This is a genomic window from Lachnoclostridium sp. An196, assembly GCF_002160135.1.
Taxonomy (GTDB): Bacteria; Bacillota; Clostridia; order Lachnospirales; family Lachnospiraceae; genus Hominiventricola; species Hominiventricola avistercoris.
This window is the reverse complement of sequence record NZ_NFJZ01000001.1, coordinates 350,650-377,101: the sequence shown is the minus strand read 5'-3', so window position 1 is coordinate 377,101 and position 26,452 is coordinate 350,650. Positions and strand designations below refer to the sequence as shown.

General features: G+C 52.8%; 22 protein-coding genes. 2 read left to right on the top strand and 20 right to left on the bottom strand.

The window, feature by feature from the left end:
• Positions 1-14: 14 nt before the first annotated feature.
• From B5F29_RS01660 to B5F29_RS01640, 5 genes are all read right to left on the bottom strand, one after another.
• Entirely contained in the window at positions 15-1,067 is a 1,053-nt protein-coding gene (locus tag B5F29_RS01660) for a sugar ABC transporter substrate-binding protein (RefSeq protein WP_087152932.1), read from the bottom strand.
• A 140-nt stretch (positions 1,068-1,207) separates the two neighbouring features.
• Positions 1,208-2,068: a class II fructose-bisphosphate aldolase gene (locus B5F29_RS01655; protein ID WP_087152931.1), complete on the bottom strand. Its 861-nt coding sequence runs from the start codon at positions 2,066-2,068 to the stop codon at positions 1,208-1,210.
• Positions 2,069-2,090: 22 nt separating this feature from the next.
• Entirely contained in the window at positions 2,091-3,206 is a 1,116-nt protein-coding gene (locus B5F29_RS01650) for a carbohydrate kinase family protein (protein ID WP_087152930.1), read from the bottom strand.
• A gap of 11 nt (positions 3,207-3,217) precedes the next feature.
• Positions 3,218-3,895: a D-lyxose/D-mannose family sugar isomerase gene (locus B5F29_RS01645; protein ID WP_087152929.1), complete on the bottom strand. Its 678-nt coding sequence runs from the start codon at positions 3,893-3,895 to the stop codon at positions 3,218-3,220.
• Between the two features lie 86 nt (positions 3,896-3,981).
• A complete protein-coding gene (locus tag B5F29_RS01640) occupies positions 3,982-5,142 on the bottom strand; it encodes an ROK family transcriptional regulator (protein WP_087152928.1) in 1,161 nt (386 codons plus the stop codon).
• Between the two features lie 120 nt (positions 5,143-5,262).
• Here B5F29_RS01640 and B5F29_RS01635 point away from each other — a divergent pair, with 120 nt between their 5' ends.
• Entirely contained in the window at positions 5,263-6,288 is a 1,026-nt protein-coding gene (locus tag B5F29_RS01635; protein ID WP_087152927.1) for an aldo/keto reductase, read from the top strand.
• A gap of 92 nt (positions 6,289-6,380) precedes the next feature.
• Here B5F29_RS01635 and B5F29_RS01630 read toward each other — a convergent pair whose 3' ends face one another.
• From B5F29_RS01630 to B5F29_RS01595, 8 genes are all read right to left on the bottom strand, one after another.
• Positions 6,381-7,865 (bottom strand): glutamate synthase subunit beta, encoded by a 1,485-nt coding sequence (locus B5F29_RS01630; protein WP_087152926.1) that lies wholly within the window; start codon positions 7,863-7,865, stop codon positions 6,381-6,383.
• Positions 7,866-7,878: 13 nt separating this feature from the next.
• A complete protein-coding gene (gene gltB, locus B5F29_RS01625) occupies positions 7,879-12,429 on the bottom strand; it encodes a glutamate synthase large subunit (RefSeq protein WP_087152925.1) in 4,551 nt (1,516 codons plus the stop codon).
• A gap of 276 nt (positions 12,430-12,705) precedes the next feature.
• Positions 12,706-13,581, bottom strand: a complete 876-nt coding sequence (locus B5F29_RS01620) for a CPBP family intramembrane glutamic endopeptidase (RefSeq protein ID WP_087152924.1) — start codon at positions 13,579-13,581, stop codon at positions 12,706-12,708.
• A 1-nt stretch (position 13,582) separates the two neighbouring features.
• Positions 13,583-15,349 carry an arginine--tRNA ligase gene (gene argS, locus B5F29_RS01615; RefSeq protein ID WP_087152923.1) on the bottom strand — a complete coding sequence of 589 codons (1,767 nt, stop codon included), beginning with the start codon at positions 15,347-15,349 and terminating at the stop codon, positions 13,583-13,585.
• A gap of 27 nt (positions 15,350-15,376) precedes the next feature.
• Complete coding sequence (locus B5F29_RS01610) at positions 15,377-15,949, bottom strand: zeta toxin family protein (RefSeq protein ID WP_242955548.1); 573 nt, start codon at positions 15,947-15,949, stop codon at positions 15,377-15,379.
• The gene (locus B5F29_RS01605; protein ID WP_087152922.1) at positions 15,933-16,130 is read right to left on the bottom strand and encodes a hypothetical protein; all 198 of its coding nucleotides are present in this window, start codon (positions 16,128-16,130) and stop codon (positions 15,933-15,935) included. The genes B5F29_RS01610 and B5F29_RS01605 overlap by 17 nt, the downstream gene beginning before the upstream one ends.
• Positions 16,131-16,172: 42 nt before the next feature.
• Positions 16,173-17,126, bottom strand: a complete 954-nt coding sequence (locus B5F29_RS01600; protein ID WP_087152921.1) for a DMT family transporter — start codon at positions 17,124-17,126, stop codon at positions 16,173-16,175.
• 26 nt (positions 17,127-17,152) lie between these two features.
• Positions 17,153-18,013: a putative ABC transporter permease gene (locus B5F29_RS01595; protein ID WP_087152920.1), complete on the bottom strand. Its 861-nt coding sequence runs from the start codon at positions 18,011-18,013 to the stop codon at positions 17,153-17,155.
• Between the two features lie 133 nt (positions 18,014-18,146).
• Between B5F29_RS01595 and B5F29_RS01590 the strand changes: the two genes are divergently transcribed.
• Entirely contained in the window at positions 18,147-19,022 is an 876-nt protein-coding gene (locus B5F29_RS01590; RefSeq protein ID WP_087152919.1) for a phosphoribosylaminoimidazolesuccinocarboxamide synthase, read from the top strand.
• A 76-nt stretch (positions 19,023-19,098) separates the two neighbouring features.
• On the opposite strand, the gene purB is transcribed toward B5F29_RS01590, so the two are convergent.
• The 7 genes from purB to B5F29_RS01555 all read right to left on the bottom strand — a co-directional run bounded on the left by purB (position 19,099) and on the right by B5F29_RS01555 (position 26,445).
• Entirely contained in the window at positions 19,099-20,532 is a 1,434-nt protein-coding gene (gene purB, locus B5F29_RS01585) for an adenylosuccinate lyase (RefSeq protein ID WP_087152918.1), read from the bottom strand.
• Between the two features lie 29 nt (positions 20,533-20,561).
• Positions 20,562-22,010, bottom strand: a complete 1,449-nt coding sequence (gene purF / locus B5F29_RS01580) for an amidophosphoribosyltransferase (protein ID WP_087152917.1) — start codon at positions 22,008-22,010, stop codon at positions 20,562-20,564.
• Positions 22,011-22,036: 26 nt separating this feature from the next.
• Positions 22,037-22,822 (bottom strand): amino acid ABC transporter ATP-binding protein, encoded by a 786-nt coding sequence (locus B5F29_RS01575; RefSeq protein WP_087152916.1) that lies wholly within the window; start codon positions 22,820-22,822, stop codon positions 22,037-22,039.
• 13 nt (positions 22,823-22,835) lie between these two features.
• Positions 22,836-23,576 carry an amino acid ABC transporter permease gene (locus B5F29_RS01570; RefSeq protein WP_087152915.1) on the bottom strand — a complete coding sequence of 247 codons (741 nt, stop codon included), beginning with the start codon at positions 23,574-23,576 and terminating at the stop codon, positions 22,836-22,838.
• Positions 23,577-23,669: 93 nt separating this feature from the next.
• Positions 23,670-24,557, bottom strand: a complete 888-nt coding sequence (locus B5F29_RS01565) for a transporter substrate-binding domain-containing protein (RefSeq protein ID WP_087152914.1) — start codon at positions 24,555-24,557, stop codon at positions 23,670-23,672.
• A gap of 102 nt (positions 24,558-24,659) precedes the next feature.
• Positions 24,660-25,361: a tetratricopeptide repeat protein gene (locus tag B5F29_RS01560; RefSeq protein ID WP_087152913.1), complete on the bottom strand. Its 702-nt coding sequence runs from the start codon at positions 25,359-25,361 to the stop codon at positions 24,660-24,662.
• On the bottom strand, positions 25,333-26,445 hold the full coding sequence (locus B5F29_RS01555; protein ID WP_087152912.1) for a DUF5716 family protein: 1,113 nt from the start codon (positions 26,443-26,445) through the stop codon (positions 25,333-25,335). The genes B5F29_RS01560 and B5F29_RS01555 overlap by 29 nt, the downstream gene beginning before the upstream one ends.
• Positions 26,446-26,452 lie beyond the last annotated feature (7 nt).

Below are 26,452 nucleotides of genomic sequence, written 5' to 3'. Positions count from 1 at the left end.
GCTTATCTGATTAATTACTGCCATCCATCGGTTCCGTATTCGTCCACATTGTCTGCGGTGACAAGGAATGTCTCGATCGGGATGTAAGATTCTACTTCTTCGCCGTTCAGCCACTGGTAAGCGGTCTCAGCAATGGTCTTGCCGATGGTGATCGGGGACTGAGCTCCGGTACCTTCCATCATGGTATCTTTCAGAAGCGCTTTTACGTCCGGGGATCCGTCTACGCCGTAGATCAGAGGCTCAAGTCCTGCCGCGTCTGCCGCAGTGTAAGCGCCCAGAGCGGTCGGGTCGTTGCCGCCGAAGATAGCTACTACATCCGGATGAGCGGTCAGAAGGTCAGTTGCCTTCTCATTGGCCACCTGCTGGTTGCCCTGCGCATCCTGCTGGCCTACGATATTGAAGGTCACGCCGGACTCTTCGATCGCATCCAGGAAGCCGTTGGTACGGTCAGTTACAGACTGCATGGTCGGGGAATCCAGTACCAGGATATCGCCGCCTTCCGGGATCTTCTTGGCAAGATCTTCGCCGCATACATAACCTGCGTTGTAGTTATCAGAGCCTGCATAGGATACCAGGTAGCTCATATCGCCTACTTCGGTATCGAAGCCGAACATTGGGATCTCAGCCTGTTTCAGCATATCCAGTGCCGGGATAATGCCGTCCGCGTCTACCGGGTTCACGAACATCAGTTCAACGCCTCTGGAGATCATATCCTCGATCTGGTTAACCTGAGTGTTGGAATCGTTTGCCGGGTCCATGGAAACCAGGGTGTCGCCGTTGCTCTCAACAACTTCTCTGATCGCCCCTTCCAGAGCTACGAAGAATGGGTTGGTACCATCCATGCAGGTATAGCCAAAGGTTCTTCCACCCTCGGATGCTGCCGCATCGTCTGCCTCTGCGGTGTCTTCTGCCGGAGCTGCTTCTTCCGTCTCAGCGGACTCTTCTGCAGGCGCCTCCTCGGTCGTAGCCGCGTCAGCTGCTGTGTCTTCGGTGCTGCTGCCGCATCCGGCTGCCATTGCTGCAACCATAGATACGCACAGAAGCACGCTCAAGATTTTTCTTTTCATGTCTTTTTCCTCCCCTTCTTGGTGTAGGTTTATTTGGTGATTACATCATAAATAAATTCCGGAAAAAGTACATCTGTCCTTTGTCACGAATTCGAGATGACATTTGTCACGTTTGCCGCAAACCATGCGCGGCCTGGCAGTCAGTCCATAAACGCGAATGTCTTCATAGCTTCTTTCAGATTTTCTTTCATGGCTTTCTTAGCCTCGATCTCTGCGTTCAGGAAGAACGGCGGCTGTCCCTCTTTCAGAGAATTTGCCCAATCTACCACAGCGGTTCCTGCCGCTTTGTCCATATATGTGAAATAATTGATCTTACGCACTCCGGCGCGGATCGCCGCATGAAAATCTTCCTTGCTGACTCCGGAACCGCCGTGCATAACTACCGGGATTCCTCCGGTCTCGCGGCGCACGCCTTCCACTACGGAGAAGTCCAGACGCGGTTTGGTCAGATAGATTCCATGGGTTGTTCCGAATGAGCATGCCAGCGCGTCTACGCCGGTCCGCTCCACAAAATCCTTTGCCTGAACCGGATCCGTATAGATCTTCGTATCATCTTCGCTTCCGTCGCCCGCGCCGGATTCATATTTACCCATGCTTCCAAGTTCCGCTTCCACACTGGCTCCTCTGGCTTTTGCCATCGCCACCGCCTTCCTGGTATTCTCTACATTCTCTTCATATGAAAGTCTGGAACCGTCGTACATGATGGAAGTAAAGCCCATATCCAGGCATTTCTCCACGTATTCCAGCGTCTCGCCGTGATCCAGATGCACGCACATGGGAATCTTCGCATTCCTTGCGAACTGCATCATCAACGGTCCCATAACCTCCACCGGATTATAGATCTCATGGCTCTGCGCGAACTGGATCACCACCGGCAGATCCATCTCTTCCGCCGCCGCGGTCACAGCCTGCAGGCTCTCCAGGTTGGGCGCGTTGAACGCGCCGATGGCAATCTGTTTCTCTTCCGCTGTTTTCAGGATTTCTTTTAATGTTACCAGCATCTTATTCTCTCCTTTTCTTTCTTTAATCTCTCTGTTTCCAACCGGAACGGATCTTCTGCTCCAGTTCTTCCAGCGTACGCACTCCGGTCAGGGCGTCAAACTCTTCCACACAGGAAGCGCCCTCTGCCGCTGCCAGCCTCACGCACTGTTCCGCAGGATATCCCCTGAGCATCGCCAGCAGGAAAGCGGCGATACTGGTATCCCCCGCACCGGTGCCGGAGCGTACCCGATCCGGTATAAAACTCTTTACAAATCCTTCTTTCCGGCACCATGCCCCAAGTTCAAGACCGGCACCCGCATAGCTGCCCATCCGGTCTTCCGGCGCGGTCCGGTAATACATTCCGGACACACCGCATTTCAGCAGCATTACTCTGGCTCCCAGATCCATGGTCTTCTGCGCCAGCGGACGGATATCTTCCAGGGTCAGGACTTCCGTCACGTCACGTCCTGCCGCGCGGGCAGTCCATTCCTCATAGCGCGGACGGTCCAGCATATAACAAAGCTCTTCCACACTGGGTTCAAAGAAATCCACATAAGGCAGCACATCCCGCAAAATCTGCTCCCAGTCCGCTTTCCCGGCCTCAGAGTCCGGATCTATCGAAGTCATATCCATAGAAACCATTACGCCGTGCTCTTTTGATCTTCTGAGAAGCTTCAAAAGTTCTCCGCTTCCGTTTTCATAAAATTTCTTCATGATCGGCGGATATCCAAAATGTAAAACCGACGCTCCTTCCAACAGTTCATCCGGCACGTCATCGGCATCAAAACTGTCGTTTGCTCCCGGATTATGCAGAAAGATCCGGTCAATGCCCGGCGGTGCCAGCGCGATGGTATAGGAAGTAGAATCGTCCGGATCTATCAGGATATCTCCGTCCGCGCCATGCGCTTTCATCATATTCCGCACCATCGTGCCGAACGCGTCATCTCCTACTTTTCCCACCAGGCGAACGTCGGCGCCCATCTTTTTCAGCGCCAGTCCGGTGTTGGAAACCACTCCTCCCGTATGTACCGTGGCAGGTTTCATCTGCAGAAGCTTCCCGGGCGTCAGAAGTTCGGCGATAGGCTTCTTCTTTCCCTCCGGAAATACCGGCGTGATATCCACGCAGAGATGGCCGGCAACTACTATTTTCTTTTCCATGCAGCTTCCCCCTATGCTTTCGGATACTCGTTGCAGAGATACCGGTAAGGTTTCTCATCCTCCTCAATCTTCGGGAATCTTCCCATCTCGTCATAGAACCGGTTATCATGCTCGTCGTCATTGCACATGGAGACTTCGCCCAGAAGCACCGGCCCGCCCTCTTTCGGGACCACAAAATCATGGTACAGATACGGAGTGATCGTGATGCTCTCTCCCGGAGACAGCTTGATCTGCGTACCGGCCGGAACGACTCTCTTCACGCCGTCCGTCGACACCTCCACATCCGTATCCAGCTTGCTTCCGTCTTCCGCTCCGTTATACACGGTAATGTAAATATCATTGCCTCCCCGGTTGATGATATCTTCCATCTTGCTCCAGTGATAATGCAGCGGAGAAGTCTGTCCTTCATACAGCATCAGAAGCTTCTCCGCATACGGTTTCTTGTAGATCGGATTCTTCACATTGCCGTTGCGGATCGTGATCAGCGCGAAGCCCACCTCGTCGAACCTGCCAAGTCCGTAGTCCGTGATATCCCAGCCCAGCATATTGTCGCGGATCTCGTTGCATTCCGGCCCTTTCTCCGCCCACTCTTCCGGCGTCCATTTGCAGAACGGCGGGATCTCAAAACCGTGCTCCCTGGCCAGCGCCTCCATGTCTTTGATTACCTGATTAATTCTGGAACGTTTCATATACAACCCTCCTGTATATTTTGATTGTAAATTTATTTTACCAACATTCTAACATATCGCACAAAATTGTCAATTCAAAAGCGGATCTAAACCAAAATTTTTCCCGAAAACACCCGCGCAAGAATATTGGCGGCAGCTCCTACCAGCTGGGCGTCCGCCCCAAAATATGCTTTCTTCACGACCGTCCTCTGGCCGTCCCGGATAAATTTGCGCTGATTTACCAGTTCTTCCAGATATCCCACATATCTTTCCGGCAGGTACACCGCTTCGTATCCCAGTACAATCAGTTCCGGCTGCAGAAGATTCACCGCCGACACCAGCGCCACCGACAGGTCCTCCATCATCTTCCGGAGCGCCGTGTCTACTTCTTTCCTTTCCCACATCCTGCACAGTTTCTCGAAATCCGCCCGGATCCCCAGTTCCCGGCAAAGCCGCCCGCTCACAACATTGGCGTCCGCATACAGTTCCAGACAGCCCCGATTGCCGCAGGAGCACAGTTCCCCGTCACCATGGATACTGATATGGCCGATCTCCGGCGCGTACCCCCGGCTGTTGTGAATGACCTCTCCGTTGCTGACGATTCCGGAACCGATCCCGTCGGTCACTTCCAGGAACAGGAAATCCTGCACTTTTTTCCCTACTCCGAACAATTTTTCCGCCTGCGCCGCGCTGTTGCTGTCATGATCCAGGCAGACGGGCCATGGATATCTTTTCCGGAGTTCCTCCACCACAGGCACATGGCTGATGCCGAAGAATCTGGGAGGATTCAGTATCATGCCTTCCTTCATGTTGACCGGTCCGATGCTGGCCACTCCGATTCCCAGGATCCGCTCCTCCCCCGCGCTGACCTGGTCGATCAGATCGCAGGAACGGTTGATCAGACTTTCCCTGTCCAGTTCAGAGAAATCCCACCGCGCCCTTCTGAGGATCTGCAGGCGAAGGTCGCAGAGCACTGTCTCCAGCCGGCTGCGGAAGATCAGCAGGCCGACGATCTTCGGCGCAAATCCGGACACTTTGAGGCAGATGGGATTCCTCCCGCAATTCTGCGTAAGCTTCTCCTCGCATTCCTCCAGGAGCCCTTTTTCCAGGAACTCCGATACAATATTGCTGATGGTCATCTTCGTAAGCCCTGTCTGCCTGGCCAGTTCAATCCTGGTCACCGCCTCTCCCGTGGCGGTCAGCTGCAGCACCAGCCCCCGGTTGTGGGCGCTGGACTTTCTAAGATTTTCCCCTGATTTCTTTCCCATTTTTCTGTTGCTCCGCTCTTATGGAAACACAAAACGACATTTTTCTGTACAATGTTCTGATTTCCGTATTATACTGATAAGTATAAACGAAAACAAACCATCAGTAAAGGAGTTCTGAACATGACGACTGTACGTTTGGGAAAAACTGAGATCACCGTAAACAAGAATGGATTCGGAGCGCTGCCGATCCAGAGAATTACAAAGTCCGAAGCGGTATATCTGCTCCACAAGGCTTTTGACGGCGGCATCAACTTCTACGATACTGCCAGAGCTTATACAGACAGCGAAGAGAAACTGGGCGAGGCTTTTGACGGCCGGCGCGACCGCATCCGGATCTCGTCCAAAACCGGTGCCCGGACCGCGGAAGATTTCTGGAAAGATCTGGAGGTCACCCTTCGCAACCTGAAAACCGACCATCTGGATATCTACCAGTTTCACAACCCGTCCTTCTGTCCGAAACCGGGCGACGAGAGCGGATTGTATGACGCCGCCCTGGAAGCGAAGAAAAAAGGAATGATCCTGCATATCGGAATTACAAATCACCGTTTGAATATAGCCCGGGAAGCTATTGAAAGCGGGCTCTATGAGACACTTCAGTTTCCGTTCTGCTATCTGTCAGGGGAACAGGAACAGGAGCTCCTGGAGGGATGCCGCAGACAGGACATGGGATTTCTGTCCATGAAGGCCCTGTCCGGCGGGCTGATCACCAACGCGGCCGCCGCCTATGCTTTTCAGGCCCAGTATCCGGAAACTCTGCCGCTCTGGGGCATCCAGAGAGAAAGCGAACTGGATCAGTTTCTATCCTTCATCCAGAATCCCCCGGTCATGGATGAAGAACTTTCTGCCGTCATTGAAAAAGACCGCAGAGAACTTCAGGGAGATTTCTGCCGCGGCTGCGGCTACTGCATGCCATGTCCCGCCGGCATCGAGATCAACAACTGCGCCCGCATGTCGCTGCTTCTTCGCCGGGCTCCTTCCAAAGCGCACCTGACTCCGGAATGGCAGGAAAAAATGAAGAAAATCGAAGACTGCAGGCATTGTGGATCCTGTAAGCAAAAATGTCCGTACGGCCTTGATACCCCTGAGCTGCTTAAGCGGAACTATGAGGATTACAAAAAGGTCCTGTCCGGAGAGACAAAACTGTAAAAACCTGAAAACCGGCTGCAGGGGCAGGCGCGGCTTCCGATCAAGCCATGCCTGCCCCTGCGTGGGTATTTTACATTCAGATACTTCGGAACTTACAGATTCGTATATCCCATCAGCGCTTCGTCCACTTCCCGCGCCGCGTCGCGTCCGTCCCGGATCGCACGCACCACCAGAGACTGTCCGCTGTGCATATCTCCTGCCACAAATACATTCGGCACATTGGTCAGATGTTTCCCCGGTTCGGTCGCCACATTGGTTCTGCCGTCCACGTCTACGCCGAACGCTTTCGTCACATAGTCCTGGCTTCCCAGAAATCCTGCCGCGATCAGCACCAGATCCGCATCCACGACAAACTCGCTGCCTTCTACCGGCATCATCGCCATACGTCCGGTTTTTTCATCTTTCCTGCTCTCCAGGCGGACAATCCTCGCCTGTTTTACGCAGCCGTTCTTATCTTTGATAAATTCCTGCACCGTGGTCTGATAGATGCGGGGATCACGGCCGAATTTGGCGATCGCTTCTTCCTGGCCATAGTCGGTCTTGCAGACTCTGGGCCACTCCGGCCAGGGATTGGAAGGAAGACGGTCGTCCGGCGCCTTGGGCATCATCTCCAGCTGGGTCACAGATGCCGCGCCCAGGCGGATCGAAGTTCCCACACAGTCATTGCCGGTGTCTCCGCCGCCGATGACCAACACGTTCTTACCTTCTGCCGGGATAAATTTTCCGTCTTCAAAATTGGAATCCAGAAGACTCTTGGTGGTGGCTTTCAGGAAATCCACCGCAAAATAGATTCCCTTGGCATCCCTTCCCGGCGCCTTGATATCCCGGGCATTTTTCGCTCCTCCGCAGAGGATCACTTTGTCGTATTCCTTCAGGAGCTGATCCGCTTTCACATCCACGCCCACATTGCAGCTGGTGATAAACCGGACCCCTTCTTCTTTCATAATATTGATTTTCCGGTCAATATACTGTTTCTCCAGTTTCATATTCGGAATCCCGTACATCAGGAGACCGCCTACCCGGTCGTCTCTCTCATATACAGTCACCGAATGACCCCTGCGGTTCAGCTGGTCGGCCGCCGCCAGCCCCGAAGGGCCGGAGCCGACGACCGCCACTTTTTTGCCTGTGCGTACCTTGGGAGGTCTGGCGTGGGCATATCCCATACGGTAGGCATTTTCAATAATCGCAAGTTCATTGCTCTTGCCGCCCACCGGGTCGCCGTTCAGATTGCAGGTACATGCCACCTCGCAGAGTCCCGGACATACCCTTCCGGTAAATTCCGGAAAGTTGCTGGTCTTGACCAGACGGTGGTAGGCCTCTTCCCAGTTGCCCAGATACAGAAGGTCGTTCCACTCCGGGATCATATTCTGCAGCGGGCATCCGGACATCATGCCTGAAATCATGACGCCCGCCTGGCAGAACGGAACGCCGCAGTCCATACATCTTGCGCCCTGCTTCTCCTGCTCTTCTTTAGACAGCGGAGTATGAAATTCATTAAAATGTTTGATTCTATCCAGAGGAGCTTCCGCTTTCGCACTCCTGCGCTCATAATCTAAAAAGCCGGTCGGTTTTCCCATCGCTTCGTGCCTCCTATCCTCTCTTGATGGTATAAAATGCCTCGATCTGTGCCTGTTCGGTATTCATTCCCTTTTCCTCCATCTGGACGATCAGACTCAGCATACGCTTGTAGTCGTTCGGAATGATTTTCTTGAACTTCGGCAGATAGTGCTCGAAATCGTCGAGGATCTGTTTGCCCTTTACGGAATTGGTGTAGGCCACGTGTTCTTTGATCATGTCCTTCAATTCCTGGACGTCGTATTTGTTCGTCACCTGTTCCAGAGTCACCATGGTTTTGTTGATCTTGGTATACAGGTCGCGGGTCTCATCCAGCACGTAAGCGACGCCGCCGCTCATACCGGCCGCAAAGTTCTTGCCCACATCGCCCAGAATCACCACGCAGCCTCCGGTCATGTACTCGCAGCCATGGTCGCCCACGCCTTCCACTACTGCCCGGACGCCTGAGTTGCGGACGCAGAACCTCTCTCCGGCCACTCCGTTGATATAGGCTTTTCCGCTGGTAGCCCCGTAGAACGCCACGTTTCCGATGATGATGTTCTCATCCTGTTTGAAAGTCACGCTCTTGGGCGGATAAACGATCAGTTTGCCGCCGGAAAGTCCTTTTCCGAAGTAGTCATTGGAATCGCCCTCCAGTTCCAGGGTCAGACCTTTCGGAATAAACGCGCCAAAACTCTGTCCTCCGGCGCCGTTGCACTTCACTGTGAAGGTATCTTCCTCCAGTCCCTCCGGATAACGTCTGGTGATCTCGGATCCGAACATGGTTCCGAACGCGCGATTCGTATTGCCCACATCCAGTTCAATGCTTCTCTTCTGCTTCTTATCCAGCGCGCCGCGCAGTTCCTTTAACAGAACTTTTTCATCCAGCGTCTTCTCCAGTTCAAAGTTGTATACCTGCCTGGGATCAAAGATCACCTTCTGCCCTTTGCCCGCATACGGATTCTCCAGGATACGGGTCAGGTCTATGGTGGCCGCGCGCCCTACACGGTTTTCTTTCACCTTCAGCAGATCCGAGCGTCCCACCAGTTCATCCACGGTACGGATTCCCAGTTTTGCCATGTATTCGCGCATCTCCTGCGCGATAAATCTCATAAAGTTGATCACGTACTCCGGTTTGCCGCGGAAGCGTTTCCGAAGCTCCGGATTCTGGGTAGCCACGCCCACCGGGCAGGTATCCAGGTTGCAGACGCGCATCATGACGCATCCCATGGTCACCAGCGGAGCCGTCGCAAATCCGAACTCCTCCGCCCCCAGCATGGCGGCGATCGCCACGTCGCGGCCGCTCATGAGCTTGCCGTCGGTCTCGATGCGGACTTTGTTTCTCAGACCGTTTCTCAGAAGTGTCTGATGGGTCTCGGAAAGCCCCAGTTCCCACGGAAGTCCCGCGTTGTGAATGGAGCTGGCCGGAGCCGCTCCGGTTCCTCCGTCGTAGCCGGAAATCAGGATAACCTGAGCCCCTGCCTTTGCCACGCCGGCAGCGACGGTACCTACGCCCGCTTCGGATACCAGTTTCACAGAAATCCTTGCTCTTGGATTCGCGTTCTTCAGGTCATAGATCAGCTGTGCCAGATCCTCGATGGAATAAATATCATGATGAGGCGGCGGAGAGATCAGACTTACGCCCGGCGTGGACATCCTTGTCTTGGCGATCCACGGATACACTTTTCCGCCCGGCAGGTGTCCGCCTTCGCCCGGTTTCGCTCCCTGGGCCATCTTGATCTGAATCTCCTGGGCGCTGACCAGATATCTGGAGGTCACGCCGAAACGTCCGCTTGCCACCTGCTTGATCGCGGAGCATTTATTCAGGCCGTCCGGTCCGACGGTGAGACGTTCGATGCTCTCTCCTCCCTCACCGGTGTTGGATTTGCCATGGATGGTATTCATGGCAATCGCCAGACACTCGTGTGCCTCCTGGGAGATGGAACCGTAGGACATGGCTCCGGTCTTGAAACGGGTCACGATGGAATCCACGCTCTCCACTTCTTCCAGCGGGATGCCTTTCTTCGGATATTTGAAATCCAAAAGCGTGCGGATCTGCCCGTGGTTGTTCTCTCCGTTGATCAGCGCCGTATACTGCTTAAACAGTTCATAGCTTCCTTCTCTGGCAGACTTCTGCAGGAGATGAATCGTCTGCGGATTGTACAGATGCTCTTCCCCGGCGCTTCTCTCTTTATGAAGACCCAGGCTGTCCAGAGTCAGGCTGGTGTCCAGTCCCAGCGGATCGAACGCAGCCGTATGCAGCGCTTCCACCTGTTCCTCGATCTCTTTCAGACCGATGCCTCCGATGCGGCTGACGGTGTTGGTAAAATATTTGTCCACCACTTCTTTGTTGATGCCGATCGCCTCGAAGATCTTGGAACCCAGATAAGACTGGATCGTGGAAATGCCCATCTTGGACGCCGTCTTCACAATACCGCCGATGACCGCCTGGTTGTAATCGTTTACTGCCGCGTAGTAATCTTTATTCAGGATTCCCTTATCGATCAGGTCCCTGATGCTCTCCTGCGCCAGGTACGGATTGATCGCGCAGGCGCCGTATCCCAGCAGCGTTGCGAAATGATGTACTTCCCTGGGTTCGCCGGATTCCAGGATGATGGATACGGCGGTACGTTTCTTGGTCCGGACCAGATGCTGCTGCAGCGCGGACACCGCCAGCAGAGACGGGATCGCCACATGGTTCTCATCTACGCCCCGGTCGGACAGGATCAGGATATTTACTCCGTCCCGGTAAGCCCGGTCAGCTTCCACAAACAGCCGGTCGATGGCACGCTCCAGACTGGTATTTTTATAATAGGTGATCGGAAGCACTTCCACCTTGAAGCCTTCCTTCTTCATAGTCTTGATCTTCAGCAGATCTGTGTTGGTCAGGATCGGGTTGTTGATTCTGAGCACGCAGCAGTTCTCCGGTTTCTCTTCCAGCAGGTTTCCGTCCTTGCCCACATAGACTACCGTGGAAGTAACGATCTTTTCACGGATAGCGTCGATAGGCGGATTGGTCACCTGCGCGAACAGCTGTTTGAAATAATTGAACAGCGGCTGATGATGGTCGGACAGCGCCGCCAGCGGCACGTCGATTCCCATGGCCGAAGTAGCCTCGGAACCATTGGCCGCCATGCTCATGATAGATCCTCTCACATCTTCATACCGGTAGCCGAATGCTTTCTGAAGGCGCTCCAGTTCTTCCGGCGCGTACTCCTCGATTCTCTGGTTGGGAATCTTCAGTTCGGAAAGACTTACCAGGCTGTGATCCAGCCACTCACCGTAAGGCTGGCGGTTCGCGTAAGACTCCTTCAGCTCATTGTCGTCGATGATCCGGCCCTGTCTGGTATCCACCAGAAGCATCTTGCCCGGATGCAGCCGCTCCTTCATCACGATCCTGGACGGGTCGATATCCAGCACTCCCACCTCGGAAGAAAGGATCAGCTGGTCGTCGGTAGTCACATAATATCGGGACGGACGCAGACCGTTGCGGTCCAGTACGGCGCCCATCACATCGCCGTCGGTAAACAGAATCGAAGCGGGACCGTCCCAGGGTTCCATCATGGTCGCATAATACTGATAAAAATCTTTCTTTTTCTGGGACATGGTCCGATTGTTCAGCCACGGCTCCGGAATCAGGATCATGACTGCCAGCGCCAGATCCATACCGCTCATCACCAGGAATTCCAGCGTATTGTCCAGCATGGCCGAATCGGAACCGGAAGCGCTGATCGCCGGAAGTACTTTGTGAAATTCTCCTTTCAGACAGTCGGATTCCACCGTCTCCTCGCGGGCCAGCATCTTGTCCGCATTTCCCTTGATCGTATTGATCTCGCCGTTATGTACCAGGAAGCGGTACGGATGCGCGCGTTCCCAACTGGGAAGCGTATTGGTGGAGAAACGGGAATGCACCAGCGCGATGGCGCTCTCATAATCCGGGCTCTGCAGATCCGGGAAAAACTGCCGCAGCTGGCCTACCAGGAACATGCCTTTATAAATCAGCGTCCTGCTGGAACAGGATACTACATAAGTGTTATCGTTGGACTGTTCAAAAACCCTGCGGGCAATGTAGAGCTTCCGGTCAAAATCCAGACCGCATGCCACATCATCCGGCTTCGCGATAAATGCCTGAAGGATCGCCGGCATCTTCTCCAGCGCCTTCGATCCAAGCACTTTGGGATTGGTAGCGACTTCTCTCCATCCCAGAAACTCCATGCCTTCCTTCTCCACAATGATCTCAAACATCTTTTTCGCCTGATTGCGCATCAGCTCATCCTGGGGAAAGAAAAACATACCGATGCCGTATTCTCTCTCTCCGCCCAGCTGAATGCCCAGCTTCGCGCACTCTTTTTTGAAAAATTTATGGGAGATCTGTACCATGATTCCCACGCCGTCGCCGGTCTTGCCTTCCGCGTCTTTTCCGGCGCGGTGCTCCAGATTCTCTACGATGCTGAGCGCATCCGCTACAGTCTGGTGGGATTTGATACCTCTAATATTGACCACCGCGCCGATGCCGCAGTTGTCATGTTCAAAACTGGAATCATACATGCCCTGCGCGGGACATTCCATCTTCTTTTGATCTTTCATAAGCGGTAACCTCTCCTTCGCCTGTTCGTTTGCTGTTGTTGGTTTTAAGTTTACTCCTGTTTTTTTTATTTGTAAATCCCGTTTTTCATCATAATCGTCAGATTATCTGATAATTATGGAATTTCAATCAATATTATTTTGTTTTATGCAATAAATTTTTCAGTTTGATTATTTTTTTATCCAATTTAAAGTTAAAAAAATCCCATTTTCCAGAAAAAAACTTCTTCGTTCTCATTCTGGAAATGGGATTTCTGTTAAATTTTCAAAATTTTCACATCATTTATATCGCTCTGTTCTCTCTGAAACAGACTGTCCGGACGCCCAGACCAGAAGCAGGGTCAGAGCCGCGGTCAGACCGCCGGCCAGAACCGCCAGAATTGCCAGAAAAGGTCTTTGCAAAAGAAAATCCATTCCTCCGGATTCACTCATAAAGATGACGGCAATGTTGGCGCACATATGGGCCAGAATCGGTATCCAAATGGTCCGGAAACGCTCCTTCAGGCACGCCAGAAGACAGCCCATCAGAAAAGCGTAGATTCCCTGCACCAGATTGCCGTGGCACATGGCGAAAGCCAATGCGCTCCAGAAGACAGCCCTTCCGGACTCCATCATCTCCCGGAGTCTTCCGTAAAAAAGCCCCCTCATCAGGAGTTCTTCCATGACAGCCGCAGCCACGCCGGACACTGCCAGTTCCATCCAGATATTTCCCTGATAAAGCGCCTCCTGTGTCTGTTCAAAGCCCGCCGACCAGTCCGGCAGAGGCGAAGCCAGAAGCAGCAGGTTCAGCGCCAGCGCCAGGCACACGCTGCCCGCCATGGCCCAGGCCGCCGGCCGGACCTCCAGTACGATCATCATGTTCCGGAAAGAAAACCTTTCCCGTTCTCTTAAGTCCCTGTAATACAGCCAGCCAAAAGCCGGAACCGCCACCGCCGCCGTCAGCAGAACCATCTGGAGGATTTTCCCCGGATATTCCTGTAAAATATAATCGTAAACGTCTCCGCTCCCCGATTCCAGTACGGCAAAACCGGCCTCCAGCGCCAGAATCTGCATACAGATAAAGGACGCCGCGGAAGAGATCAGATAATACAGCGCCAGCGGCGCGCAGGCATGTACCAGATTCCCGGCGGTCAGGGACCTTCGAGACTCTTCCATGCTACATTCTCTCCGGCGCTTCAAATCCAAGCATATCGATGCAGGTTTCCAGCACTCTCTTCGTCAAAGTCAGAAGCCGGATACGGCTCTTCTGCAGCTCATCCTCTTCGGTACCCAGAATCTTTGTCTCGTGATAGAATTTGTTGAACGCGTTAGCCAGGTCATAAATATACGCGCAGATCTTATGGGGAGCGATTTCTTCAAACGCGGTTTCCATAACGCTGTTGAATTTTGTCAGTTCCAGCATCAGGGATTTTTCGCTTTCGTTGCCGCAGGGCAGGATCCTGGCGTCTTTTGCATTTCCGCCCTCTTCCTGATATTTTTTCAGGATGGATTTGATACGCACGATCGTATACAAGATATAAGGCCCCGTATTTCCCTCCGAGGAAGTAAAGCGGTCCACGTCAAAAATATAGTCTTTGGAAGCCTGGTTGGACAGATCTCCGTATTTCAGCGCCGACAATCCCACGATCTTCGCGGTCGCTTCCGCTTCTTTTTCCTCCATAGGACGGCTCGCCTGTATCTTTTTCAGCATCTCGTCATTAATATCCTTGATCAGATATTCCAGACGCATGACCCCGCCTTCCCTCGTCTTGAAAGGCTTTCCGTCCTTGCCGTTCATGGTGCCGAATCCCAGAAATCTCAGCTTTGTCTCTTCTTTGACAATACCGCATTTCTTCGCGCAGCGGAACACCTGAATAAAATGCATTTCCTGCCGCTTGTCCACCACGTAAATAACCTGATCCGGATCATACAGTTTTCTCCGTTCCACCAGCGTCGCCAGATCAGTAGTCGTATACAGGGAAGCCCCGTCGGATTTCAGAATCATGCAAGGCGGCACTTCTTTGGTGTCAGTGTCCTCTTTCACATCCACCACCAGCGCGCCGTCGCTCTCGTAGGCATAACCCCTGTCCTTCATCTCCTGAACCATGGCGGGAATATAGGGCTGCGCGTCGGATTCGCCTTTCCACAGGTCAAATTCCACGTTCAGGTTCGCGTAATTGCGTTTCAGGTCCGTAACCGACACATTCAGGATATGCTGCAGAAGCGCCTGATATCCCCTCCGTCCATGCTGCAGCTCGTAAGTTGCCTGCATAGCTTCCTCTTTGTATGCCTCGTCTTCTTTTGATCTGGCGCTGGCGGTCGGATAGATTTCCTCCAGCTCCGCGATCGTAAACGGAGCCTCCTCAGGATATTCTCCCTCATATGCCTCGTCAAAATAAGGAAGCTCCGGCTTACGGTTCCTAAGTTCCACAATGATCAGTCCCATCTGCAGTCCCCAGTCTCCCAGATGCACGTCCCCGATCACATGGTGTCCCATGAAACGTCCCATCCGTTTGATGCTTTCCCCGATGATGGCCGAACGCAGATGGCCCACATGCAGCGGTTTTGCCACATTGGGTCCGCCGTAATCGATCAGGATCGTCTCCGGACGCTCTGTACGGTCGCAGCCCAGTCTATCGTCTCTCTCCATTTCATTCAGATACCCGCACAGAAACTCCGGCGCCAGCTTCATGTTGATAAATCCCGGCTTCACCGCCTGTACATCTTCGAATACGGGAGATTTACGCAGCTCCTCTGTCACCGCGTCCGCGATCATGGCCGGCGCTTTGTGGTATTCCTTTGCGGCCGCCATGGCGCCGTTGCACTGATACTCGCACAGATCCGGCCGGTTGGACAGGCTGACCCGCGCATATTTTTCATCATATCCTGCCGCCGCGAACGCCTTTGCGGTCTCCTGCGTCAGCAGATCCAGTATTTTTTTCATAATTTATTTCTCCTACCATTATAAAATTCAAATACCCACTAACCCATGTATTTTATCCATAGACCAATACTCATTTTCCCAATAAAAATATTCAGTCTTTCTTTTCTTAAAAATTCGAAAAGGGAGAGACGAATTATCATAAATGTGCATAACATCACAAACTTCAACAAGCTCGGGAATCAATGTCAATGCTTTTTTATATCTGGAACGTATTTTCTCCTCTGGTACACCATGTCCACCCATAGCTTTTCGAGATTCTACTCTAAGTATATTAATATTTACATCAGCAGTTAGTACATAAATACACCTTATAAAATATCCTTGCGATTTTGCTTTTTGTAATAATTTAAGGTTCCGCTCCGTCGACAAAACCGTTTCAAATGTAAAACTTTTCTTTTGGGCAACCGCATTTTCTCTCATTCGTTCCGCTAACTGAGCCGCTTCTAAATCTGTGCAATAATTAGTCCGTTTGATATCATCAGCATTAATATATGGCTCAATTATTTTTGCCATCCGTGTGACGGTAGTTTTCCCACTTCCATTAGGTCCGGCAAAAACTATGATTTCCGGCAATTTCATGTTTTCAACGGGATTCGGCATACTTTCTCCTTCCATCTGGATATTCTAAGTAAGCTGCCTTCTTTTTTTCATCATACCCGGCAATAGGAGCACCTTTAACCCTTTTTATTTCATTATCTATACGTACCGCTTCTCTAAATCTCTTTGTAAGCTCTTCATCCGAAATACCACACATAGAATCTAATTCATTAAATACTTGCATACCCCAGCCTCCTTTTATACTTTAAACTCTGTGTCAATTTTATTATACACATCTTCTCTGCCGGAATCTACTCTGTTTTTCTGTTCTCTCCGGCTCCTCCCCGGGGTTCACCAAAGTCTTTCTCTCCGGAAGCTGGGCCAGGATGATCGCTCCGAACATGAGCACACACCCAAACAGTTCCCTGGCGCTTAAGGCCTGTCCCAGGATCACCCAGCCCGCCAGCACGGAAAATACAGACTCCAGGCTCAGAAGCAGCGACGCCACCGTAGGATCCGCGCCTTTCTGACCCAGAATCTGCAGCGTATACGCCACGCCGCAGGAGAGCACGCCCGCGTACAGGATCGGAGCCCATGCGGTCAGAATGACTGCCGGCTGCGGTCTCTCCCAGAGAAGCATAGGCACGGAGCACATAAGACCTGCCACCAGAAACTGGATCGCCGACATGCGCACGCCGTCTACCAGCGGCGAGAAATGATCAATGATCAGGATGTGAACCGCAAACGCCGCCGCGCAGAGCAGCACCAGAAAATCTCCCGTGCTCAGAGTGAATCCATCGGTCATGCAGAGAAAATACAATCCCGCCACTGCCCCGACCACGCAAAGGCCGATCACCGGGCGTACCTTTTTCCCCGCAAAGATTCCCAGCAGCGGTACAATGACAATATACATGGCCGTGATAAATCCCGCTTTTCCCACAGTCGTATATTGAATGCCGATCTGCTGAAGGCTGCTGGCAACGCCAAGAGCCATGCCGCAGCCAACGCCGCCTAAAAGCAGCGTCTTTCCGCCGCCTTTCTTTTCCCTTTTTCCGTTCTTTCCTTCCAGACGGTCCATCAGAAAAATCACCGGCACAAGTACGGCGGCACCGATCAGACATCTTACCGCGTTAAACGTAAATGGCCCCACATAATCCATGCCAACGCTCTGTGCCACAAACGCGCAGCCCCAGATCAAGGCGGTCAAAAGCAGCAGCACATTATTTTTCAGACGTTCCATTTCATAACTCCTCCTCGCACAAAATATTAGCTTTTTTTCTTTCTTTTACGGATCCGTTCCCTGATATCTCCTGTATCGTCAAACAACGTCATAAACCGGGCTCTGGGGCTCTGCAGCAGCGGACGCTCTCCTATACGGGACATACGTTCTCTGAGCTGCTCCAGGCGTTCCTCCAGCTGCGCCGTCTCCAGAACGGAAGCTGTCCGGCTCGCGATACGGTCTTTTGACTGGAGCAGAGCTTCCTTGCGGTTTTCGATGGATTCTTCCACCGCTGCTTTCGTAAAAACAGCCGCCGCGTCAAACAGACGTTTTTTCTCTGCCGCTCTGCGTTCCAGTTCCATACGGATTTGTTCTGCCTGCAGCAATACCTCCCGCAGATCCATGGTTCTGCGGAACGCGGCTCCTGTGTCGCACGCCATGCATATGGCGACCGTGAAAGCCAGCACTGACCGGATTTCACCGGGGATTCTGAATACCAGCAACGCCACCCGTTCATGAACCACATAAACCATCAGAAGGCTTAAAAAGCCCCAGACAACAGAAGAACTCAGACAAATATGCCCCTTGTACTGAAACTTCTGATTGCTGTAATCCCAGTACCGGACTTTGAATAAACGAACCATTGCCTCTCCGGTCACATATTCCAGCGCCGTCGCTCCCAACGCCCCCACCAGATAGACCATGAACGGATGCGTACGGAACGGAAGCGTCAGCCAGAGCACCACAACCGCGCCGCTTCCATACAAAGGGAGCCAAGGTCCCTTCAGAAAGCCCCTGTTTACCGGACGGCGGCTGACAAGAGATACATATGCCGATTCAAAACACCATCCAAACACACAATAAAAGCAAAAAAATATCAACCATTCCTGAAAATGATAGGTATACATGACTTTTCCTCCATTTTTCCGGACAAACCATATCCTTCATAATGCCACAAAAACCCCTTTTCGTCAATTATCCTTGATTTTTCCCCTAAAATCTACTATGCTAAAAAAAATACATTGAAAAGAGGTACATTCCATGAATGAAACGACTTTGAAACCCATCAAAGAAGGTAAAGTCCGTGAAATCTATGATAACGGCGACAGCCTGATTATGGTGGCGACCGACCGGATCAGCTGTTTCGACGTGATCCTGAAAAATACTATCCGCAAGAAAGGTACTGTACTGACCCAGATGTCCCGCTTCTGGTTTGATCTGACTTCCGACATTCTTCCGAATCACATGATATCCACAGATGTGAACGATATGCCGGAATTTTTCCGCCAGGAACGGTTCGACGGCAACAGCATGATGTGCAGAAAGCTGAACATGCTGCCGGTAGAGTGCATCGTCCGCGGATATATCACCGGAAGCGGCTGGGCAAGCTATCAGAAAGACGGCACGGTCTGCGGCATCCGTCTTCCGGAAGGGCTGAAAGAATCCGACAAGCTTCCGGAGCCCATCTATACGCCGTCTACCAAGGCCGAGATCGGAGATCACGATGAAAATATCTCTTATGAACAGAGCATCGATCACCTGGAGAAATGCTTCCCCGGCAAAGGAGAGGAATACGCTTCCAAGCTGAGAGACTACACCATCGCTCTCTACAAAAAATGCGCGGATTACGCCCTGGAAAAAGGGATCATCATCGCGGACACCAAATTTGAATTCGGCCTGGACGAAAACGGAAATATTGTCCTGGGCGACGAGATGCTGACGCCGGACAGCTCCCGTTTCTGGCCGGCGGACGGTTATGAGCCGGGGCATTCCCAGCCGTCCTTCGACAAACAGTTTGCCCGCGACTGGCTCAAAGCAAATCCGGATAATGACTGGACCCTGCCTGACGAGATTGTAGAAAAGACGATCGAGAAATATCTGCAGGCATATGAGATGCTGACCGGGAAGAAACTGTAAAGCCCGCCATACAGAAAGCTCCGCCGGGAGCGCGCCTCTTCGCGCGTTCCGGCGGAGCTTTTCATATCACGTCTGACTACACGTTAATCTCCGACTTCATGCCCAGTACGTCTTTATTGGCTTCCAGGACAGGATTCACCACATCCCGCAGGAACATCTCCACCTGCCGCCCGGAGCGTCCGGTATAGCGGGAGGGCTCCATGCAGGCTTCCAGTTCTTCCAGAGTCATGTTGAAGGACGGATCCGCCGCGATCAGCTCCAGCAGGTTGTTCTCTTTACCTTCTTCCTTCACCGTCTTTCCGGCTTCCATGGAAAGCGTACGGATCTTTTCATGCAGCTCCTGGCGGTCTCCGCCGGCCTTTACCGCGTCCATCATAATATTCTCTGTCGCCATGAACGGAAGCTCGCTTCTTAAATGTTTCTCGATCACTTTCGGGTAAACCACCAGACCGTCCACCACATTCAGGCAAAGATCCAGGATGCCGTCCACTGCCAGGAAGCCTTCCGGAATAGAAAGCCGTTTATTGGCAGAATCGTCCAGGGTACGCTCAAACCACTGGGTGGCGGAAGTGATGGCAGGATTCAGCGCGTCGATCATCACATATCTGGAAAGAGAGGCGATACGCTCGCTCCTCATGGGATTTCTCTTGTAAGCCATGGCAGAAGAACCGATCTGGGATTTCTCGAAGGGTTCTTCCACTTCCTTCAGGTGCTGCAGAAGACGGATGTCATTGGACATCTTGTGGGCGCTGGCAGCGATCCCTGCCAGCACATTCAGAACCCTCGTATCAGTTTTCCGGGAATAGGTCTGGCCGGATACCGGGACGCATTTCTCAAATCCCATCTTTTCCGCGATCATGGGATCGATCTTGTCGATCTTCTCCTGATCTCCGTCAAACAGTTCCAGGAAACTGGCCTGCGTTCCGGTGGTTCCTTTAGAACCCAGAAGCTTCATGGTCCCAAGAACATGATCCAGATCTTCCAGATCCATGCAGAATTCCTGCAGCCACAGTGACGCGCGTTTGCCAACCGTAGTAGGCTGAGCTGGCTGAAAATGTGTGAACGCCAGCGTGGGAAGAGCCTTGTACTGGTCGGCAAATTTTGCCAGCTCCGCGATCACATTGATGAGTTTTTTACGGACCAGTCTCAGTGCTTCCGTCATCACAATAATGTCGGTATTATCCCCTACGTAACAGGAAGTCGCTCCCAGATGGATAATTCCTTTGGCTTTCGGGCACTGAACGCCGTAAGCGTATACATGAGACATCACATCATGCCGCACTTCTTTTTCCCGTGCTTTCGCAACATCATAGTTTATGTCATCCGCATGAGCTTTCAGCTCATCGATCTGCTCCTGGGTAATCGGGAGTCCCAGTTCTTTCTCTGTCTCCGCCAGAGCGATCCACAGTCTTCTCCATGTGCGGAATTTTTTGTCCGGAGAAAAGATATACTGCATCTCCTTGCTGGCATAGCGTTCTGACAACGGACTGTTGTATCTGTCTGTACTCATCTTTGTTTTCCTTTCCCTTTCTCACTAGTTTATGGTTCGTAACTGCCCCGGATATCCTCCGTGGGAGGCTCCAGGGGATATTCGCCTGTAAAGCAGCCCTGGCAATGAGGCAGGCCGCCCACGATGTCGTTCAGCCGTTCCAGCCGGAGATAGGCGAGCGTATCGGCCCCTATGATCTTCCGGATATCTTCCACGGAACGGTTGTAGGCGATCAGCTGTTCCCTGGCCGGGATGTCCGTCCCGAAATAGCAGGGATATAAGAATGGCGGCGAACTGACCCGCATATGCACTTCCGCGGCTCCGGCCTCCCGCAGCATCTTCACGATCCGGTCGCTGGTGGTTCCCCGGACGATGGAATCATCTATCATAATCACCCGTTTTCCCGCCACCGCTTCTTTCAGCGGGCTAAGCTTCACGCTGACGCTGGATTCCCGGCTGCTCTGTTTCGGTTTTATGAAGGTGCGTCCGATATAACTGTTTTTCACAAAACCGGTCCCATAAGGGATACCCGACTGCAGGGAATATCCCAGCGCCGCGGCATTTCCGGACTCCGGCACACCGACCACCAGATCCGCGTCCACCGGACTGTCCATGGCCAGATATTTTCCCGCCTGGATCCGGGAATTATAGACGCTGATTCCGTCCATATAACTGTCCGCCCTGGAAAAATAGATATACTCGAAGATACATCTCGCTTCCTTTTCTCTGGGAAGACAATGGCTCCGGTCCGATACAATCCCGTACTTCGGAGATATGCTGACAATCTCCCCCGGCTCCACATCGCGGATAAATTCTGCCCCTATGGTCTGGAGCGCGCAGGTCTCCGACGCAAGAATATAAGTGTTATCTCTCTTCCCGATACAGAGCGGGCGGAATCCGTAGGGATCCCTTGCCCCGATCAGTTTTCTCGGGGACATGACCACCAGAGAATAAGCGCCCTGGATCTTGTCCATGGCACGGGACACAGCTTCCTCCACCGTCCCTGTTTTCAACCGTTCTCTGGCAATATAATACGCAATCACTTCCGAGTCGATCGTTGTCTGGAAAATCGCCCCGCTGTATTCCAGCTCATGCCGGAGCTTTGGCGCGTTGATCAGGTTCCCGTTGTGGGCCACCGCCAGCGTACCTTTTACGTAATTAAGCACCAGCGGCTGCGCATTCTCCCGCGTACTGCTTCCCGCCGTCGAATATCTGGTATGCCCGATGCCGATATCACCGTGCATGCTCTCCAGGATCTTTGGCGTAAAAACTTCATTTACCAGACCCATATCTTTATGGTTCACCACCCTGCGGGGGCCGTCCGTATCCCCCACCGCGATACCGCAGCTCTCCTGACCCCGGTGCTGCAGCGCCAGCAGTCCATAATAGACTGTAGGCGCCACATCTCCGCCGTCAAAATCATAGATGCCAAAAACTCCGCACTCTTCGCGCAGGCCATGATTCTCTTCCCCGTACTGCTTCTGTACATTTAAAATCATCTGATGCCACCTTTTTTATTTAGAAATTATCCCTGATTGAAACGGGACAGAAATTGTCTGGTACGCTCCTCTCTGGTATTTCCGAATACTTCCTCCGGCGTTCCCTGCTCCAGAATATATCCGTCATCCATAAAGATCACATGATGCGCCACGTCTCTGGCAAACGCCATCTCATGGGTGACGATAACCATGGTCGTCTGCTGGTCGGCCAGCTCTTTGATGACCCGGAGCACTTCTCCGGTCAGCTCCGGATCCAGCGCCGAGGTAGGCTCGTCAAAGCAGAGGATATCCGGCTTCAGCGCCAGAGCCCTGGCAATGGCCACACGCTGGCACTGGCCTCCCGACAGCTGATGCGGATAATTGCTCATCCGGTTTTTAAGCCCCATCTGCTCAAGCAGTTCTTCCGCCAGCACGCGGATCTCCTCATGAATCTCCTTTTTCCTCGCCTTATAATCCGGCTGCTCTTTTGCAAGCAGTTCCTTCGCCAGCATCACATTCTCCAGCGCCGTGTACTGCGGGAACAGGTTAAAAGACTGAAAAACCAGCCCGAAATGGAGGCGCTTCCTGCGGATCACGGAATCCGGATCCGGACTGGGATTTCCCGCGTCCAGAAGCACTTCTCCGTTGACCCGGATGATTCCGCTGTCCGGGCGCTCCAGAAAATTCAGGCAGCGCAGAAGCGTAGTCTTGCCGCTGCCCGAAGAACCGATGATGGAGACCACTTGTCCCTGATTCAGGGAAAAGCTGATGTCTTTCAGCACTTCCGTGCGCTCAAATGTTTTGCATAAATGTTCCACTTCCAAGATAGGCATGTTCTTCCCTCCTTTACCTGAAGAAATTCAGTTTTTCTTCCAGCCTTCCCAGCAGTATGGTCAGGATGCCGCTGAAAACCAGATAATAAAGCGCTGTAAAGAACAACGGCCAGATCTGTCCGGAGATTCCCTGGGAACCTTTCAGAAACGCCTGTCCCGCCCAGATAATCTCCTGAAGAGCGATAATCCTGGCAAGAGAAGTATCTTTCACCAGCGTAATGATCTCATTGGACATGGGAGGCACGATCCGTTTGATCATCTGCAGAAGCGTAACCTTGAAAAAGATCTGGCTTCTGGTCATGCCCAGCACCAGACCGGCTTCTTCCTGCCCCGCCGGAACACTCTGGATGCCTCCGCGGTAAATCTCAGAGAAATAACAGGCGTAATTAAATATAAACGCCACCGACGCCGCCAGAAAACGGCCGCTCTCCCCGCCTCCCCAGATGGGATTATTCAATACCAGCCCCGGAAAATAGTAGATAATCAAAAGCTGGATCATCAGCGGGGTTCCTCTTACGATCCATACCACGATCCGTGTCACGCAGCTTATAGGCCGGAACTCCGTCAGCCATCCGGGCAGCCCCAGCTGTGCCAGACATTTGAGAGGCCGGAAGCGGGACATCGAGCCAAATGCAATGACCAGGCCCAGCGGGAGCGCGCCGGCCAGGGTCACAAAAAACAGTTTCAAAGTCTGTATAAAACCAATATTCAGCGACCGAATGACAATCGGCATCTGCTCCATGATCAATTCCATAGTTCTCCCCTGTTCTTTCCTGTCGTATTCCGTAAAATCAGCGGACCGGGGGCTGCGCCCCTGATCCGCCGACGCTTAAAATCTGATGTTCTGTTACTGCTCGATCAGAGCTGCCTGTACTCCGTAAGTCTCTGCAACAGACTCCATGGTGCCGTCCGCATAACTGGATGCGAAGAAATCATTCAGCGCTGCCGCCAGATCGGAACCTTTGCGGAAGCCCACGCCGTACTCCTCGCTGTTCAGTCCGATAGTATAGGTCAGCTCCTCATATCCGGTACCCTCTCCTACCATGGCCGCCGCCATCAGAGAATCAATCACTGCCGCGTCAGAAGTGCCTGCCGCCACTTCCATCAGAGCGTCCGACTGTGCCGTCACCGGCGTATAATTCAATCCCAGAGCCTGTACCTGCTCTTCTCCGGCGCTGCCTGCCTCTACTGCAAAGGTCAGATCTGCAAGGCTCTCTTCATCCTGATACTGATCCGCCACATCCGCCGGCACGATCACTACCTGCGCATTGTTGCAGTATGCGTTGGAACACTCCATGGCGCTCAGCACGTCCTCAGTCAAAGTCATGCCGTTCCATACGCAGTCGATGGTTTTTCCATCCAGCTCCAGGATCTTGTTATCCCAGTCAATCTCTACAAACTCTGCTTCCACGCCCAGGCTCTCGGCAAATGCCTTCGCCATATCCGCGTCAAAGCCGATCCATTCGCCGTTCTCGTCTTTATAATCCATGGGAGCGAAGTCGGTGATGCCAACTACCAGCGTACCTTTTTCCTGTACGTACGCCATATCGCTCTCTCCTGCGGCGCTGTCTTCCGCTGCCGCATCTTCCGAAGCCGCGTCAGAAGCGTCTGTCTCCGCAGTACCCGTCTCTTCCGCCGGTGCTTCCGTCTCCGCAGTACTTCCTGTACTTCCGCAGCCGCCAAGAGACGCTGCGGTCATCATACCAGCGAGCATGACTGCCATCCACTTTTTCATATCCAAGTTCCTCCTCTTATTTCCTTTGGTATCACATTAGCACGATAAAGTGCTCTGATAACGCCAAAATCATAACAGACGGAGAGACATATGTCAAGCTTTTCATTTCTGTCTCATACGGTATTCCTTCTCCCAGCGGAGCAGTTTCTTCTGCAGAAGCACATCCTCGGTCTTTTTTCCCTCCGGGAGAGGTATTTCTCCTCCTGCCAGCTGTCTGGCAAGATCTGCCTGACGTTCCACTTCTTCGTCCGGAGCATATTCGCAGGATGTCTCAAAACAGTCGGCAGCCTCCTGAAAAAGGAACTGCCTGGCATAACAGACCCCCAGGTTATTCCATACCGCGCCATAGAAAGCCATGCCCAAACGGCTGTTTTGATGCATCCGCAGGATATGACGGTATTCTTCCATGGCCGCCCACTCATTGCGGTTATCCAGCAGTTCATCCGCCCGCATCTTAAGACGTTCCTGCTCCTGCAGCGATCCCAGTCTTTTCAGCCTCTCCCCGAGCTCCGAGAGTTCGCGGCTGTCATACAAGTCCGCCGCTCCCACCACCGAAAGAACCAGATTCTGGAAACTGCTGCCTGCAGCGATCCCTGCCTGAATGCGGCGTGCAAGATCCGCGCAGCCGGCCTCTTCTGACAGCCAGCGGCATAACCGGTCTCCGAACATCTGCCGGTCGGCCAGACATATATTATGGTATAAAAACCATGCCAGCTCCTCCAGGCTGTACAGGTTGATCCCCGCCTGTTCGATGAAAAAAGGCGTGGATGTTCTTTTATATTTGCAGATCGTCACCAGCCCCATAAGAATCCTCCTCTTCCAGCCAGAACGTTTCTTTCCAGTACAGATCCGATGCCGGATAAAGTTCTCCAAACCCCAGGTCCGACACCTTCACTTCACATTGCCGCGGGCCGGAAAACCACATTTCCACCAGCAGCCTTCCCGCTCCCGGAGGCCTTTCCGGAATATCCGTAAGCAGCAGTCCCTCCCGGATGGGCTCTCCGCCCAGCATAGAAGAAAAAACAAACTCCAACAGCGGTTCCTCCAGCAGAAGAACTTCACAGGAGGCCTTTGCCTCATACCAGCTGCAGCCGGCGCTGATCAGCGTATACAACTGCTCTTTCCCTGCCCGGCGGCTCCGGATATTCACATTATAGCGCAAGGTCTGCTCATTCAGGAACAGATAAGCACGGCTCTTGCCCGCATCCCCCGCCGCCACGCACGCGCCTCTGGCATAGATCTGCTCCGCAAGAAACACCCTCCTGTGAAAACATATTTCCTCCCGGCTCCTGCGGTACTCTCTGGCATTCAGGTCTGTACCCGTCAGGAACACCGCAGATACCGGCATTTTCCCGAATCGCTCTTTGACTGTCTCCGCCAGCCGTTCGTCCCGGCTCCCCTCCAGCAAGTTTCCCACATGCCAATATTCCGGTTCCTGCATCTCGACCAGCAGGGGCGTCATACGGCGGTTTATTTTCAGGCAGGTGGCCCGCACCTCCTCCTGTCCGAATTCCAGAAACCATACTCCCTGCTGCCAGATATCCGCCGTCTGATGCATGGTAAAATGCACTAAACTCTCCGCCTCTCCCAGCACCTGAAGCTGTCCCCGGTCAAATCCTGCCTCGCAGGCTTCTTTCAGATACAGCCGTACCGTCTCTTCTTCCGTATCGGGAAGCACCACTGCCGCCTGGAGCTGTTCTTTCGGCGCAAACTTTTTCAGCGCCGAAAGAATCTTGCGAAACATCCCCTGTCTTCCGCTGCATGTTCTAAAATCCAGCGGGAGAGCCTCCGGCTCTTTCATCTGTTCTGTCTGGTAACATACGCAGGGATATACCTCCCTGAAATCAATTCCTGCTAAAAGCCGAGCCTGTCCATTCGTCATTTTCATCCCGTTC

Coding starts and splice junctions, on each gene's coding strand:
- B5F29_RS01570 (WP_087152915.1), bottom strand. CDS start 23,576: ATGGAATTGATCATGGAGCAGATGCCGATTGTCATTCGGTCGCTGAAT.
- B5F29_RS01600 (WP_087152921.1), bottom strand. CDS start 17,126: ATGGAACGTCTGAAAAATAATGTGCTGCTGCTTTTGACCGCCTTGATC.
- B5F29_RS01660 (WP_087152932.1), bottom strand. CDS start 1,067: ATGAAAAGAAAAATCTTGAGCGTGCTTCTGTGCGTATCTATGGTTGCA.
- purF (WP_087152917.1), bottom strand. CDS start 22,010: ATGATTTTAAATGTACAGAAGCAGTACGGGGAAGAGAATCATGGCCTG.
- B5F29_RS01560 (WP_087152913.1), bottom strand. CDS start 25,361: ATGGGGCTGGTGACGATCTGCAAATATAAAAGAACATCCACGCCTTTT.
- B5F29_RS01610 (WP_242955548.1), bottom strand. CDS start 15,949: ATGCCGAATCCCGTTGAAAACATGAAATTGCCGGAAATCATAGTTTTT.
- B5F29_RS01555 (WP_087152912.1), bottom strand. CDS start 26,445: ATGAAAATGACGAATGGACAGGCTCGGCTTTTAGCAGGAATTGATTTC.
- B5F29_RS01605 (WP_087152922.1), bottom strand. CDS start 16,130: ATGCAAGTATTTAATGAATTAGATTCTATGTGTGGTATTTCGGATGAA.
- B5F29_RS01635 (WP_087152927.1), top strand. CDS start 5,263: ATGACGACTGTACGTTTGGGAAAAACTGAGATCACCGTAAACAAGAAT.
- B5F29_RS01630 (WP_087152926.1), bottom strand. CDS start 7,865: ATGGGAAAACCGACCGGCTTTTTAGATTATGAGCGCAGGAGTGCGAAA.
- B5F29_RS01640 (WP_087152928.1), bottom strand. CDS start 5,142: ATGGGAAAGAAATCAGGGGAAAATCTTAGAAAGTCCAGCGCCCACAAC.
- B5F29_RS01645 (WP_087152929.1), bottom strand. CDS start 3,895: ATGAAACGTTCCAGAATTAATCAGGTAATCAAAGACATGGAGGCGCTG.
- argS (WP_087152923.1), bottom strand. CDS start 15,349: ATGAAAAAAATACTGGATCTGCTGACGCAGGAGACCGCAAAGGCGTTC.
- B5F29_RS01655 (WP_087152931.1), bottom strand. CDS start 2,068: ATGCTGGTAACATTAAAAGAAATCCTGAAAACAGCGGAAGAGAAACAG.
- B5F29_RS01595 (WP_087152920.1), bottom strand. CDS start 18,013: ATGTATACCTATCATTTTCAGGAATGGTTGATATTTTTTTGCTTTTAT.
- B5F29_RS01650 (WP_087152930.1), bottom strand. CDS start 3,206: ATGGAAAAGAAAATAGTAGTTGCCGGCCATCTCTGCGTGGATATCACG.
- B5F29_RS01590 (WP_087152919.1), top strand. CDS start 18,147: ATGAATGAAACGACTTTGAAACCCATCAAAGAAGGTAAAGTCCGTGAA.
- B5F29_RS01620 (WP_087152924.1), bottom strand. CDS start 13,581: ATGGAAGAGTCTCGAAGGTCCCTGACCGCCGGGAATCTGGTACATGCC.
- purB (WP_087152918.1), bottom strand. CDS start 20,532: ATGAGTACAGACAGATACAACAGTCCGTTGTCAGAACGCTATGCCAGC.
- B5F29_RS01565 (WP_087152914.1), bottom strand. CDS start 24,557: ATGAAAAAGTGGATGGCAGTCATGCTCGCTGGTATGATGACCGCAGCG.
- gltB (WP_087152925.1), bottom strand. CDS start 12,429: ATGAAAGATCAAAAGAAGATGGAATGTCCCGCGCAGGGCATGTATGAT.
- B5F29_RS01575 (WP_087152916.1), bottom strand. CDS start 22,822: ATGCCTATCTTGGAAGTGGAACATTTATGCAAAACATTTGAGCGCACG.